Origin of the sequence: Pseudomonas jinjuensis (genome assembly GCF_900103845.1) — a bacterium.
Taxonomy (GTDB): Bacteria; Pseudomonadota; Gammaproteobacteria; order Pseudomonadales; family Pseudomonadaceae; genus Pseudomonas; species Pseudomonas jinjuensis.
This window is the reverse complement of the sequence record NZ_FNIJ01000002.1, coordinates 160,967-174,698: the sequence shown is the minus strand read 5'-3', so window position 1 is coordinate 174,698 and position 13,732 is coordinate 160,967. Positions and strand designations below refer to the sequence as shown.

Annotated in this window: 14 protein-coding genes; 10 read left to right on the top strand and 4 right to left on the bottom strand. The window is 67.8% G+C overall.

Going from position 1 to position 13,732, the window contains the following annotated elements:
- Positions 1-44: 44 nt before the first annotated feature.
- The 5 genes from BLR75_RS03275 to BLR75_RS03255 all read left to right on the top strand — a co-directional run bounded on the left by BLR75_RS03275 (position 45) and on the right by BLR75_RS03255 (position 4,770).
- The gene (locus BLR75_RS03275) at positions 45-971 is read left to right on the top strand and encodes a PA3225 family LysR-type transcriptional regulator (RefSeq protein ID WP_084309939.1); all 927 of its coding nucleotides are present in this window, start codon (positions 45-47) and stop codon (positions 969-971) included.
- Positions 972-984: 13 nt separating this feature from the next.
- The gene (locus tag BLR75_RS03270; RefSeq protein ID WP_084309938.1) at positions 985-1,776 is read left to right on the top strand and encodes an alpha/beta fold hydrolase; all 792 of its coding nucleotides are present in this window, start codon (positions 985-987) and stop codon (positions 1,774-1,776) included.
- 22 nt (positions 1,777-1,798) lie between these two features.
- Positions 1,799-2,359 (top strand): peptidylprolyl isomerase PpiA, encoded by a 561-nt coding sequence (ppiA, locus tag BLR75_RS03265; RefSeq protein ID WP_084310152.1) that lies wholly within the window; start codon positions 1,799-1,801, stop codon positions 2,357-2,359.
- Positions 2,360-2,414: 55 nt separating this feature from the next.
- On the top strand, positions 2,415-4,247 hold the full coding sequence (locus BLR75_RS03260; protein ID WP_084309937.1) for an ABC transporter ATP-binding protein: 1,833 nt from the start codon (positions 2,415-2,417) through the stop codon (positions 4,245-4,247).
- A 241-nt stretch (positions 4,248-4,488) separates the two neighbouring features.
- Positions 4,489-4,770 (top strand): DUF2790 domain-containing protein, encoded by a 282-nt coding sequence (locus tag BLR75_RS03255; protein ID WP_084309936.1) that lies wholly within the window; start codon positions 4,489-4,491, stop codon positions 4,768-4,770.
- Here the strand turns inward: BLR75_RS03255 and BLR75_RS03250 are convergent, their stop codons facing one another.
- A complete protein-coding gene (locus BLR75_RS03250; RefSeq protein ID WP_084309935.1) occupies positions 4,771-5,895 on the bottom strand; it encodes a GNAT family N-acetyltransferase in 1,125 nt (374 codons plus the stop codon).
- A 408-nt stretch (positions 5,896-6,303) separates the two neighbouring features.
- Between BLR75_RS03250 and BLR75_RS03245 the strand changes: the two genes are divergently transcribed.
- The 4 genes from BLR75_RS03245 (at position 6,304) to BLR75_RS03230 (ending at position 8,667) form a co-directional block, all read left to right on the top strand.
- Complete coding sequence (locus tag BLR75_RS03245) at positions 6,304-6,552, top strand: hypothetical protein (protein WP_084309934.1); 249 nt, start codon at positions 6,304-6,306, stop codon at positions 6,550-6,552.
- An 88-nt stretch (positions 6,553-6,640) separates the two neighbouring features.
- Positions 6,641-7,405 (top strand): AraC family transcriptional regulator, encoded by a 765-nt coding sequence (locus tag BLR75_RS03240; RefSeq protein ID WP_084309933.1) that lies wholly within the window; start codon positions 6,641-6,643, stop codon positions 7,403-7,405.
- Positions 7,406-7,478: 73 nt separating this feature from the next.
- Entirely contained in the window at positions 7,479-7,814 is a 336-nt protein-coding gene (locus tag BLR75_RS03235) for a tRNA-binding protein (protein ID WP_084309932.1), read from the top strand.
- Between the two features lie 7 nt (positions 7,815-7,821).
- Positions 7,822-8,667 carry a DMT family transporter gene (locus tag BLR75_RS03230; RefSeq protein WP_090415996.1) on the top strand — a complete coding sequence of 282 codons (846 nt, stop codon included), beginning with the start codon at positions 7,822-7,824 and terminating at the stop codon, positions 8,665-8,667.
- A 186-nt stretch (positions 8,668-8,853) separates the two neighbouring features.
- On the opposite strand, the gene rfaD is transcribed toward BLR75_RS03230, so the two are convergent.
- Both rfaD and BLR75_RS03220 read right to left on the bottom strand, forming a co-directional pair.
- Positions 8,854-9,849, bottom strand: a complete 996-nt coding sequence (gene rfaD / locus BLR75_RS03225) for an ADP-glyceromanno-heptose 6-epimerase (protein ID WP_084309930.1) — start codon at positions 9,847-9,849, stop codon at positions 8,854-8,856.
- A 195-nt stretch (positions 9,850-10,044) separates the two neighbouring features.
- Positions 10,045-10,329 carry an Rdx family protein gene (locus BLR75_RS03220; protein WP_084309929.1) on the bottom strand — a complete coding sequence of 95 codons (285 nt, stop codon included), beginning with the start codon at positions 10,327-10,329 and terminating at the stop codon, positions 10,045-10,047.
- 67 nt (positions 10,330-10,396) lie between these two features.
- Between BLR75_RS03220 and BLR75_RS03215 the strand changes: the two genes are divergently transcribed.
- Positions 10,397-12,583 carry a patatin-like phospholipase family protein gene (locus BLR75_RS03215; RefSeq protein ID WP_084309928.1) on the top strand — a complete coding sequence of 729 codons (2,187 nt, stop codon included), beginning with the start codon at positions 10,397-10,399 and terminating at the stop codon, positions 12,581-12,583.
- Positions 12,584-12,630: 47 nt separating this feature from the next.
- On the opposite strand, the gene BLR75_RS03210 is transcribed toward BLR75_RS03215, so the two are convergent.
- Positions 12,631-13,593: an NAD(P)H-quinone oxidoreductase gene (locus BLR75_RS03210; RefSeq protein WP_084309927.1), complete on the bottom strand. Its 963-nt coding sequence runs from the start codon at positions 13,591-13,593 to the stop codon at positions 12,631-12,633.
- Between the last annotated feature and the right edge of the window lie 139 nt (positions 13,594-13,732).

Here is a 13,732-nt window from a genome sequence, read left to right as displayed (position 1 = left end):
GGTCTCCAGATCGGGCCATCCAGATTAAGCAAGAGGAAGCGAGGATGAAAGCGCCCCGCGTAACCCTGGATCAATGGCGCACGCTGCAGGCGGTGGTCGATCACGGCGGCTTCGCCCAGGCGGCGGAGGCGCTGCACCGCTCGCAGTCGTCGATCAGCTATACCGTCGCGCGCATGCAGGAGCAGCTCGGCGTGCCGCTGCTGCGCATCGACGGGCGCAAGGCGGTGCTCACCGAGGCCGGCGAGGTGCTGCTGCGCCGCTCGCGGCAACTGGTGAAGTCCGCCAGCCAGCTGGAAGAACTGGCCCACCACATGGAACAGGGCTGGGAGCCGGAAGTGCGCCTGGTGGCCGACGCCGCCTACCCCACCCAGCGCCTGGTCCGCGCGCTGTCCGCTTTCATGCCGCAGAGCCGCGGCTGCCGCGTGCTGCTGCGCGAGGAAGTGCTGTCCGGGGTCGAGGAAGCGCTGATCCAGGGCGCCGCCGACCTCGCCATCAGCAGCCTGAACATTCCCGGCCACCTGGGCGCCGAGCTGAGCCAGGTGGAGTTCATCGCCGTCGCCCATCCCGATCATCCGCTGCACCGCCTGCAGCGCGAGATCACCCACCAGGACCTGGAAACCCACATGCAGGTGGTGATCCGCGATTCCGGCCGGCTGCAGCCGCGCGACGTCGGCTGGCTCGGCGCCGAGCAGCGCTGGACGGTGGGCAGCCTGGCCACCGCGGCGACCTTCGTCGGCAGCGGCCTCGGCTTCGCCTGGCTGCCGCGGCACCTGATCGAGCGCGAACTGCAGGACGGCCGCCTCAAGCCGTTGCAGCTGCACCAGGGCGGCAGCCGGCAGAGCCGCTTCTATCTCTATCCGAACAAGGAAAAGCCGCTCGGCCCGGCCACGCAGATTCTCGTCGAGCTGCTCAAGACCTTTTCCAGCGTCCCGCTGGACGCGCATTTCGCCGCCCCCGACAGCGTCGCCTGAGAGGAGACCGCCCATGCCCTGGTTCACCCACGCCGGCCAGCGCCTGCACTACGAGGTCAGCGGCCACGGCAGCCCGGTCCTGCTGGTGCACGGGCTGGGTTCGAGCATCCGCGACTGGGAGTACCAGATCCCCGAGCTGGAGAAGCACCATCGGGTGATCGCCGTCGACGTGCGCGGCCACGGGCAGTCGGACAAGCCGGCCGAGCGCTACAGCATCGCCGGTTTCGCCGCCGACGTGGTGGCGCTGATCGAGGACCTCGCGCTGGCGCCGCTGCATCTGGTCGGGATCAGCATGGGCGGCATGATCGGCTTCGAACTGGCCACCCGCCGCCCCGACCTGCTGCGCAGCCTGACCATCGTCAACAGCTCGCCGGAAGTGAAGCCGAAGACCTTCCGCGAATACCTGGAAGTGGCGCGGCGGCTGTTCCTCGCCCGCGTCATGGGCCTCGACACCGTGGGCAAGGCGCTCGGCAAGATGCTCTTCCCCAAGCCGGAACAGGCCGAGCTGCGGCGCAAGATCGAGCAGCGCTGGCCGCAGAACGACAAGCGCGCCTACCTTTCCAGCCTCCACGCGATCATCGGCTGGGGCGTGCAGGAGCGCCTGGCACACATCACCTGCCCGACCCTGGTGATCAGCGCGGACAACGACTACACCCCGGTCTCGCTCAAGCAGGCCTACGTCGACCGCCTGCCCAGCGCACGCCTGGTGGTGATCGAGGACTCCCGCCACGCCACGCCGCTGGACCAGCCGGAACGCTTCAACCGCACCCTGCTCGAATTCCTCGCGCAGGTCGACCATTCGTAACCAGCAAGGAAACCCCATGACCCTGTTCAAACGCCTGATGCTCGCCGCCTCCACCCTGGTCCTCGCCGGCTCGGTGCTCGCCGCCGACCCGGCCAAGCCGCACGTGCTGCTGTCCACCACCCTCGGCGAGGTCGAGGTGGAACTGGACGCCGCCAAGGCGCCGATCTCGGTGAAGAACTTCCTGTCCTACGTCGACAGCGGCTTCTACAACGGCACCATCTTCCACCGCGTGATCCCCGGCTTCATGGTGCAGACCGGCGGCTTCACCGAGCGGATGCAGGAGAAGGACACCCAGGCGCCGATCAAGAACGAGGCCGACAACGGCCTGCTCAACGAGCGCGGCACCCTGGCCATGGCGCGCACCAGCCAGGTCGACTCGGCCACCAGCCAGTTCTTCATCAACCTCACCGACAACCGCTTCCTCGACCACGGCGCGCGCGACTTCGGCTATGCGGTGTTCGGCAAGGTGGTGCGCGGCATGGGCGTGGTCGACCAGATCGCCAAGGTGCCCACCGGCAACCGCGGCATGTACCAGGATGTGCCCAACGATCCCATCGTGATTCTGTCCGCCAAGCGCCTCTGATTGGCGCAACCTGACCGGCGGGCCATGGACGGGCCCGCCAGCACCGGGAGCCGCCATGTTCTACCGCCGTTTCGAACGCCTGATCGACCCGTTCCGCCCCGCCCCCGAGCGCATGCCTCCGGCCGAGGTGCTGCGCTTCTACGCGCACTACCTGCGCCAGGTCTGGCCGCTGTTCCTGGCGCTGCTGCTGGTCGGACTGATCGTCGCGCTGATCGAGGTCGCGCTGTTCAGCTACCTCGGGCGCATCGTCGACCTGGCCCAGGCCACACCGCCTGCCGGGTTCTTCCGGCAGCACGGCAGCGAGCTGGCCTGGATGGCCGTGGTCGCGCTGCTTCTGCGGCCGCTGTTCAACGGCCTGCACGACCTGCTGGTGCACCAGGCGATCAACCCGAGCATGACCAACCTGATCCGCTGGCAGAACCATCGCTACGTGCTCAAGCAGAGCCTCGGCTTCTTCCAGAACGACTTCGCCGGGCGCATCGCCCAGCGCATCATGCAGACCGGCAATTCCCTGCGCGATTCGGCGGTGCAGGCGGTGGACGCGCTGTGGCACGTGACCATCTACGCGATCAGCTCGCTGGTGCTGTTCGCCGAGGCCGACTGGCGGCTGATGGTCCCGCTGGCCCTGTGGATAGTCGGCTACATCGCCGCCCTCGCCCACTTCGTGCCGCAGGTGAAGCGCCGCTCGGTGGCCGCCTCGGATTCGCGCTCCCGGCTGATGGGGCGGATCGTCGACGGCTACACCAACATCACCACCCTCAAGCTGTTCGCCCACACCCGTCGCGAGGAGAACTACGCGCGCGAGGCGATGGACGACCAGACGCGGAAGACCCAGCTGGCCTCGCGCGTGGTGACCGCCATGGACGTCAGCATCACCGTCATGAACGGCCTGCTGATCGCCGGCACCTGCGGGCTGGCCCTGTGGCTGTGGAGCATCGGCCAGATCAGCGTCGGCGCCATCGCCCTGGCCACCAGCCTGGTCATCCGCATCAACAACATGTCCGGCTGGATCATGTGGGTGGTCGGCGGCATCTTCGAGAACATCGGCCAGGTGCAGGACGGCATGCAGACCATCTCCCTGCCGCGCCAGGTGGTCGACCACGACGACGCCGTGCCGCTGCGCGTGGAGCGCGGCGCGGTGGACTTCGAGCGGGTGGTGTTCCACTACGGCAAGGGCAGCGGGGTGATCGAGGGGCTGGACCTGCAAGTGCGCCCGGGCGAGAAGATCGGCCTGGTCGGGCCGTCCGGCGCCGGCAAGTCGACGCTGGTCAACCTGCTGCTGCGCCTCTACGACCTGGAGGGCGGACACATCCTCATCGACGGCCAGGACATCGCCGGCGTGACCCAGGACAGCCTGCGCGCGCAGATCGGCATGGTCACCCAGGACACTTCCCTGCTGCACCGCTCGATCCGCGACAACCTGCTCTACGGCAAGCCCGACGCCAGCGAGGCCGAACTGCTGGAAGCGGTGCGCAAGGCCCGCGCCGACGAATTCATCCCGCAGCTCAGCGATGCCCAGGGCCGCCGCGGCTTCGACGCCCAGGTCGGCGAGCGCGGCGTGAAGCTCTCCGGCGGCCAGCGCCAGCGCATCGCCATCGCCCGCGTGCTGCTCAAGGACGCGCCGATCCTGATCCTCGACGAAGCCACCTCGGCGCTGGATTCCGAGGTGGAAGCGGCGATCCAGGAAAGCCTGGAGACACTGATGCAGGGCAAGACGGTGATCGCCATCGCCCACCGCCTCTCGACCATCGCGCGCATGGACCGGCTGGTGGTGCTGGATCGCGGGGTGATCGTGGAAAGCGGCAGCCATACCGAACTGCTGGAACAGGGCGGGCTGTATGCGCGGCTGTGGCAGCACCAGACGGGAGGATTCGTCGGGGTCGATTAGTTTCGGACGAGAATCGCCTGCATTCGGTGAATCGGCGAGAAATTCGGCTCGTCCGGGGCCTCTCCGCAGTACAAAATTCAACCAATGTGACGAACGGTCGCACCCCCTCTAGCACGGGTGATACCTCGCGGCCAATGGCCATCTGAACGCCACCATCGGCCAGGGGTGGAGTGAACCATCGCCCCCAGCCCGGTCAGATCAAGTCCTAGTCAGCGAAACCCAACAGAGGAAAACAAGCCTTATGAAAATGGCCTCGGTTGTCAGCGCACTGCTCTCCAGTCTTGCGCCCAGCATTTTCGCCCAGGACGGCATTCAGAACCCCGGCGCAGGCCTCCCCGTGGTGGAGTACCACCACGGAATGGAGATCGACGTGCAGAAGGTCCTGCACCGCACCGATACCTCCCAACTGACCGGAGTGGTGCCGGTGACCCTCGTGTACGAAGACAGCGACGGCGAAGTCCACAAGGTCCGCTTCCTCGAATGGGGCGGCGCGGTTGCCGGCACCCCCACCAGCAACGCCTGATCAGCCCCGGCGATAGGGAAGCAGGCCTCGCGCCTCCTCGGCATAGGCCAGGATTCCCTCCCGCTCCTGGCACAGGAAGTCGTCCACCGCCGCCCGCAGACCGGGATGTGCCAGACGATGCCAGGAGCGGGTGATCACCGGCTCGAAGCCACGAATCAGCTTGTGCTCGCCCTGGGCGCCAGCATCGAAACGCCGAAGCCCGGCAGCGATCGCCTGATCGATGCCCTGGTAGAAGCAGGTCTCGAAATGCAGCCGGTCGAACTCGGCCAGGCAGCCCCAGTAACGCCCATAGAAGGTATCGCCGCCGACCAGGCTGAAGGCCATCGCCACCGGCCGGCTGCCGCGGCGGGCCAGGACCACGCGGATCGATTCGGGCATGCGTTCGGCCAGCAGGCTGAAGAAGTCGCGGTCCAGGTACGGCGCCTGACCACGCACGTGATAGGTGCTGGCGTAGCAGGCATGGACGAAATCCCACTGCGCCTCGTCCAGTTCGTGCCCGGACAGCCAGAGGAAGTCGATGCCCATCCCGGCGACCTGCTCGCGCTCCTTGCGGATCTGCTTGCGCTTGCGCGAGGCGAGGGCATCGAGGAAATCCTGGAAGTCACGGTAGCCCTGGTTGAACCAGTGGTACTGGCAGCCCAGCCGCTCCAGCCAGCCGTTCCCGCCCGCCAGCAGCGCATCGGCGGCGGCATCGGTGAAGTTCACGTGCACCCCGGACCAGCGCCCGTCGTGCAGCCCCTCGTCCAGCGACTCCAGCAATGCGCGGGCCGCTTCCGCCTCGCCCAGCAGGCGGGCGCCGCTGACCGGGGTGAAGGGCACGCCCAGCAGCAGCTTCGGGTAGTAGCGGATGCCGGCGCGCTGGCAGGCCTCGGCCCAGCTCCAGTCGAACACGTACTCGCCGTAGGAATGGCTTTTCAGGTAGGCCGGCGCCGCCGCCAGCAACCTGCCGTCGGCGCCGAACGCCAGACGATGCGCCGGCCGCCAGCCGCTGCGCCCGCCAACGCTGCCGCTCTCTTCGAGGCTGGAGAGGAAGGCGTGGCGCAGGAACGGCTGGTCGTCCGGCAGCAGGGCATCCCACTGGCGGGCGTCGAGGTCGGCAAGTCTGGAGCAGGTGTGGATAGGCATGGCGGCAAGTCTGGCGCGAGTCGCCGGGCATGGAAAGTCCCGCGGGCTTTCGTGGGGGGATTGCGCGGTTCCATCCACCCTGTCGAGGCACCGTGCCGAGACACCGTGCCGAGTGGTGGCGGATAACGCTGGCGCGTTATGCACCCTACGTGGCTGCAGGAGCGAGCCTGCTCGCGAACCTGGTGTAGGAGCGGGCCATGCCCGCGACCGGTCGCGCCCAGGTGCGCTCCTGCAGGTAGAACCCGCAGGACAGTTCGTCGGCAAGCCGCGGCAACCGCGCCCGGCTGTTTTATGGTGAAGAGTACGCAAGAGAAGTGCCGACTCCCACTCAGCTCGGATATCCACCCCCCTCCCCCATCAGGCACTGCGCAGCAACCTCGACGGGGGCCCGACAGCGAGGACGATCTGATGAGCACCCTGGAATGCACCTATCGCAACTACACCATCCATGCCGACGTCATGGAGCACCCCGGCCTCCCGACTCCCTGGGCCGGCGGCTGCCACATCGTCGCGCCGGACGGCAAGACCACCAAGCGCAAGACCCTGCCGCTGGAATACGCCTTCATGGCTGACCTGGAGAAGGCCCAGCACGCCTCCATCGCCCACGGCAAGTGGCTGGTCGACCAGTGCCTGGACCACGATCGCCAGCTGTTCTGATCCGCCTCGCTCCGGGCGGCGCCTGTCGCCTGGAGCAATCCATCCCGCGCCACGCTAGACTGGCGGCCTGTCCGCCGGAAGCCGCCGTATGAGCCCGATCCTGTCCCTGCGCCGCTACAGCCACGAATACCTCGCCCACAGCCACGACCACGCGCAGCTGGTGCTCGGCCTGAGCGGCAGCCTGGAATTCGAGATCGACGGCCGAGGCAGCCGGGTCACCAGCCAGACCCTCGCCGTGGTCCCGCGCGACACTCATCACGCCTGCGCCGCGCCCGGCGGCAGCCATTGCCTGGTGCTCGACCTGGCCGACGAGGATGGCCTTCTGGGCGGACTCGGCCAGCATGCCGACTCCGGCCGGCGCCTGCTGGAGAATTCCGGCCCGCTGCAGCTCAGCCCCAGTCAGGGGCAACTGGTCGGCTGGCTGGCCGGCAGCTCGCTGCAGGACCCGGTGATCGCCCGCCAGGGCGCCATCCTCCTGCTCGCCAGTCTTGCCGCCGGTGGCGAAGCGCAGTCCGAACCCACCTGCCTGCCACTGGCCAGCCTGGACAGCTATATCGACCGGCATGCCGGCCATCCGCTGCAGGTCGCCGACCTGGCGCGTCTCTCCGGCCTCTCCGCCGCGCGCTTCCACGCCCGCTTCCTCGCCGAGACCGGGCAGACGCCGATGGACTACGTGCGTCTGCGCCGCCTGCGCCAGGGCCGCGAGCTGCTCTGCAATAGTGGCCTGGCGGTGGGCGAGATCGCCGCGCGGGTCGGTTACGCCTCGCAGAGCGCCTTCACCGCCGCGCTGGTCCGCGAGTTCGGCGTCACCCCGCGCCAGTTGCGCCGCGAGGCGCGCGACAATTCCCGCTAGCCGCGCGACAGACAAAGCCCGCCCGGGCCCCTAGACTGCCGGCATCCAGGAGGAAGCCATGCAGTCAGAACCCATGCAAACCATCGAATGGCAGGATTTCGAGCGCGTCGAGCTGCGCGTCGGCACCATCGTCCATGCCGAACCCAACGTGAAGGCGCGCAAACCCGCCTACGTGCTGCAGGTCGATCTCGGCCCGCTGGGGCTGAAGACCTCCAGCGCGCAGATCACCGCGCACTATTCCGTCGAACGGCTGATCGGCCGGCAGGTGCTGTGCGTCTGCAACTTCGCGGCGAAATCCATCGCCGGGGTGCGTTCGGAGGTGCTGGTGACCGGCGTCTACGACAGCGACGACAAGGTGGTCCTGGCCGGCTTCGACCAGCCGCTGCCGAACGGCGCGCGGCTGGCCTGAGATGCAGCTGACACCCCGCTCCGCCCTGCTCGGCCTGCACGTCGGCGCGCTGATGTTCGGGCTCTCCGGCATCTTCGGCAAACTGATCCTCGCCGGCCCGCTGGTGATCGTCTTCGGCCGCGCGCTGTTCGGCGTGCTGGCCCTGGGCGGCTTCGCCGGCCATCTGTCCCGCCAGTCGCGGCCCAGCCTGCGCCAGGCGGCGATGCTGTTCGGCAGCGGATTGCTGCTGTGCGCGCACTGGCTGACCTTCTTCCTCGCGGTGAAGGTCGGCAACGTCGCGGTCGCCACCCTCGGCTTCGCCGCGTTCCCGGCCTTCACCGTGCTGCTGGAGGGGCTGCTGTTCCGCGAGCGCATCCGCCCGGCGGAATACGGCATCGTCGCGCTGGTCTGCATCGGCCTGGTGATGGTCACGCCGGCGTTCGATTTCGCCAGCGGCGCGACCCTGGGATTGCTCTGGGGCGTGCTGTCGGGGCTGCTGTTCTCGCTGCTGTCGCTGGCCAACCGGGTCAGCGTGCGCGGCGTCGATCCGATCCAGGCGGCGCTGTGCCAGAACCTGACCATCCTCGCCTGCCTGCTGCCCTTCGCCATCGTCGAGCTGCCCCATGTGCGCGCCATCGACTGGCTGTGGTTGGTGCTGCTCGGCGTGCTCTGCACCGGCGTCGCGCACAGCCTGTTCGTCGCCAGCCTGCGCCTGATCAAGGCGCGCACGGCGGCGGTGATCTTCGCCCTGGAGCCGGTCTACGGCATCGCCTTCGCCGCAATGCTGTTCGGCGAGGAACCGGGGCCGCGCATGCTGGCGGGCGGCGCGCTGATCATCTTCGCCACCTTTCTCAGCGCGCGGATCAGCAGATAAAAAGAAGGCCGCCCTGCAACTGTGCGTACTGCGAGACTTCATACCCGGGGAGGCAACTTCGAAGGGTCTCATCGCACGATCGCATGCAGGGCGGCCTGTTCGGTGGCGCGTCATCGCCATGGGGTCAATGATCGCGCGTCATTCAGCCAGTGGGTGTCAGCTCCTGGTAAAGGTTGAGTAAAAAACTCAGGCGGCCTGTTTCAGCAGCCAGCGGCAGTAGCGTTCGACGCCCTGCTCGACGCTCAGCGTCGGCGCCCGGTAGCCCGCCTCGCGCAGCAGGTCGATGTCGGCGCAGGTGTAGCACTGGTACTTGCCGCGCAACTGGTCGGGAAACTCGCTGTACTCCAGCACGCCGCGGCCGATGGCCTGTTCCAGGGTCAGCGGCGGCTGGTCGTCCTGCTCGCGCAGGCTGTTGATGACCGCCAGCGCCACGTCGTTGAACGGCTGGGCGCGGCCGCTGCCGAGGTTGAAGATGCCGCTCTGCGCCGGCGAGTCGAGGAAGTGCAGGTTGACCGCGGCCACGTCCTCCACCGAGACGAAATCACGCAGGTGGCCGCCGGCCGGGTAGTCGCCGTAGCTGCCGAACAGCTGCACCTTGCCGTTGGCGCGGTACTGGTTGAAGCAGTGGAACGCCACCGAGGCCATGCGTCCCTTGTGCTGCTCGCGCGGGCCGTAGACGTTGAAGTAGCGCAGGCCGACGATCTGGCTGCGCGCATGAGGCAGCTCGCGGCGCACGCGCTGGTCGAAGAGGAACTTGGAATAGCCGTAGACATTCAGCGGACGTTCCCAGGCGCGATCCTCGCGGAATATCGGCCCGTCGCCGTACACCGACGCAGAGGAGGCATAGAGGAACGGCACGCCCAGCGACAGGCTGGCGCTGAGCAGGTCGCAGCTGTAGCGGTAGTTGTTGTCCATCATGTAGCGCCCGTCGCTCTCCATGGTGCTGGAGCAGGCGCCCTGGTGGAACAGCGCACGGACCACGCCGAACACGCCGCGGGCGTAGCGTTCGACGAAATCGCGCTTGTCCAGGTAGTCGCTGATCTCGCAGTCCGCGAGGTTGCGGAATTTGTCGCCTTCGGTCAGGTCGTCCACCGCGATGATGTCGGTTTCGCCACGCTGGTTGAGCGCCTTGACCAGGTTGCTGCCGATGAAGCCGGCGGCGCCAGTGACGATGATGCTCATGTGGGACACTCGTTCCGGAGAATGGGGTGTCGCCAGAATATTCTTACAAGGCGGGAAGGCCTTTGACTTAGGACATGAAAGATAGCTTGCTAAGCATCTAATCGACGGGCCATGCCCGCGACCCGCCGCAGGGTCGCGGGCATGGCCCGCTCCTACAGGTGTTCTCTATCGTTCCCACGGAGTCGTGCAGGACACTCATGCCCGATCGTTATGCCCCAGGTCCCGCTGCGGATCGATCCGGTCGCGCACCCGCTGCTTGAGCACCTTGGCCTCGGGGAAGCCGCCGTCGGCCTTGCGTTCCCAGATCTGCACGCCGTCGCAGGTGATGCGGAACACCCCGCCGGTACCCGGCTCCAGGCTGACCTTGCCGAGATCGTCGGAAAAGGTGCTGAGCAGTTCCTGGGCCAGCCAGGCGGCGCGCAGCAGCCACTGGCACTGGGTGCAATAGGTGATGACGATTTCCGCTTTGGCGCTGGGCATGGCGAGGCTCTGGCTTGGGGGACTGGCGCCTATAATAGCGGCCGGGACAGCCTATCCGGACCATTTCATGCGACGCCTTTTGCTCGCCCTCCTGCTTTTCGCCCCTCTCCTCCTGAATGCCGCCGAACAGCGGCCGAAGATCGGCCTGGTGCTCTCCGGCGGCGCCGCACGCGGGCTCGCGCACATCGGCGTGCTGAAGGCGCTGGACGAACAGGGCGTGCACGTCGACGCCATCGCCGGCACCAGCATGGGCGCGGTGATCGGCGGGCTCTACGCGGCCGGCTACAGTCCGCCGGAGCTGGAGCGCATCGCCCTCGGCCTGGACTGGCAGCAGACGCTCTCCGACTCGCCGCCGCGCAAGGACATCCCCTTCCGCCGCAAGCAGGACGACCGCGACTTCCTGGTCAAGCAGAAGCTCAGCTTCCGCGACGACGGCACCCTCGGCATCCCGCTCGGGGTGATCCAGGGGCAGAACCTGTCGATGGTGCTGGAGCGCCTGCTGGTGCACACCAGCGACACCCGTGACTTCGACAAACTGGCGATCCCGTTCCGCGCCGTCACCACCGACATCGCCACCGGCGAGAAGGTGGTGTTCGGCAAGGGCCACCTGCCCCAGGTGATCCGCGCCAGCATGTCTATCCCGGCGGTATTCGCCCCGGTGGAGATCGGCGGCCGGCTGCTGGTGGACGGCGGCATGACCGACAACGTGCCGATCGACGTGGCGCGCGGCATGGGCGTCGACATGGTCATAGTGGTGGACATCGGCACGCCGCTGCTGGACCGCAAGAACCTGCTCACCGTGCTCGACGTGATGAACCAGGCGACCACGCTGATGACCCGCAGCAATTCCGAGGCGCAGCTGGCCACGCTGAAGGTCGACGACGTGCTGATCCAGCCGCCGCTGAGCGGCTACGGTTCGGCCGACTTCAACCGCGTCGAGCAGTTGATCGACGCCGGCTACCGCGCCGCCACCGCGCTCGCCCCGCGCCTGGCCGCGCTCGGCAGTCCGGAAGGCAGCCAGACCCTCGCCCTGGCCGAAGCGCGCACGCCCGGCCAGCGCCAGCCGGTGATCAGCAGCATCCGCGTGGAGAACGATTCCAAGGTCAGCGACGAGGTGATCCGCCACTACATCCGCCAGCCCCTCGGCGAGCCGCTGAACCTCGACCGCCTGCAGAGCGACATGAGCACGCTGTACGGCCTCGACTACTTCGACCAGGTGCAATACCGCGTGGTGCGCGAGAAAGGCGGCAACGCGCTGGTGATCCATGCCCACGGCAAGCGCGCCGGTACCGACTACCTGCGGCTGGGCCTGAACCTGTCGGACGACCTGCGCGGCGACAGCACCTTCAACGTCGGCGCCAGCTACCGGGTCAACGGCATCAACCGGCTTGGCGCGGAATGGCTGACGCGCCTGCAGATCGGCCATCACCAGGAGCTCTACAGCGAGTTCTACCAGCCGCTGGACGTCGGCTCGCGCTACTTCGTCGCGCCCTACGTGCTCAACGAGGCGCAGAACATCGAGGCCACCGACGATGACGACCCGATCGCCGAATACCGCCTGGAGCGCTACGGCTACGGCCTCAACCTCGGCCGGCAGATCGCCAACAACGGCGAGATCCGCTTCGGCGTGGCGCAGACCTTCGGCAACGCCGACGTGCGCATCGGCGAGCAGGACCTGCCGGATTTCAGCTTCGACGAGGGCTACTACGAGCTGAAGTATTCCTTCGACACCATGGACAACGTCGACGTCCCCCACGAGGGCGAGGACATCCAGCTCAGCCTGCGCCAGCACGACCCGGGACTGGGCGACGACGACCGCTACCGGCAGTGGAACCTGAAACTGGACAAGGCGTTCAGCCTGGACGCCGACACCTGGGTGCTCGGCGGCGCCTACGGCCGCACCCTGGACGATGCCGACGTGGTGGTGTCCAGCTTCCTGCTCGGCGGCGCGCGGCAGCTGTCCGGCTTCCGCCAGGATTCACTGGCCGGGCAGAACTACGCCCTCGGCCGCCTCATCTATTACCGGCGGCTGAGCGAGCGGCCGTTCCTGCCGCTGGACTTCCCCTTCTATATCGGCGGCAGCCTGGAGCGCGGCCGGGTGTGGAACAACGACAACAGCTTCGACACTGGCTACGTGAATGCCGGCAGCGTCATGTTCGGCTTCGAGACGCCGCTGGGGCCGCTGTCGTTCAGCTTCGGGCTGAACGATGCCAGCGAGCATGCGCTGTACATCGATCTCGGGAAGAACTTCTGAATGCGGGAGCGGTGCTCCCCTCTCCCCTTGCGGAAGAGGGGAGTGAATCAGGCCAGGCTTTCGTCCAGCACGAGCACCACCTTCCCCTGCACCTGGTTGCTCGCCAGGGCCTCGAACGCCGCTTCCGCATCGGCGGCCGCGAAGCTGCGCTCCAGCTGCGGCTTCAGCGCGCCAGTGGCGAACAGCGGCCAGACCTTCTCGCGCAGGTCGGCGATCAGCCGTGCCTTGAAGTCGTCGTTGCGGGTGCGCAGGGTCGAGCCGATGACCTGGATGCGCTTGCCCAGCACCTTGGCCAGGTCGAGTTCGGCCTTGCGCCCGCCCATCAGGCCGATGATCACCCAGCGGCCGTCGGTGCGCAGCAGGTCCAGGTCCAGCGCGGCGTAGTTGGCGCCGACCGGGTCGAGAATGACGTCGAACGGGGCGAAATCGCGCAGGTCCTCCAGGCTCTCCCCACGCAGCGCGCCGCCTTCGGCACCGAGGGATTCGCAGTAGGCCAGGCGTTCGGCCGAGCCGACGCTGACCCGGCAGGGGTTGCCGAAGGCCTTGCACAGCTGGATGCCGGCGGAACCGACACCGCTGGCGCCGGCGTGCAGCAGCACCTTCTCGCCGGGCTGCAGGGCGCCGAGCTGGAACAGGTTGAGCCAGGCGGTGGCATATACCTCGGGCAGCGCCGCCGCCTCGGCCAGCGACAGGCCTTGCGGCGCCGGCAGGGCGTGGCGGCCGTCGACCACCACTTCCGCGGCCATGCCACCCCCGGCGAGCAGCGCGCAGACGCGGTCGCCCACCTGCCACTGCGCACCGGCGCCGACCTCGGTCACCACGCCGGCGCACTCCAGGCCGAGGATGTCGCTGGCCCCGGGTGGCGGGGGGTAGAGCCCGGCCTTCTGCAGCAGGTCGGCGCGGTTGATCCCAGCCGCCGCCACGCGAATGCGGATCTGCCCGGCGCCACAGGTCGGACTCGGCCGTTCTCCCCAGACCAGCTGCCCCTCGATGCCTTGCAATGCTTTCACGCTGCCTCCATAGTGATTCCAGATGCCCGCACTGCGTGTCGGGCCAACTCTCCTCTTCGCGCCGAATTCTTCTGTCGAGTGAACCCGGCGCAGCCAGATACGGCCTAATATGCGTCATAACTCTCCGCTCAGTCGAATC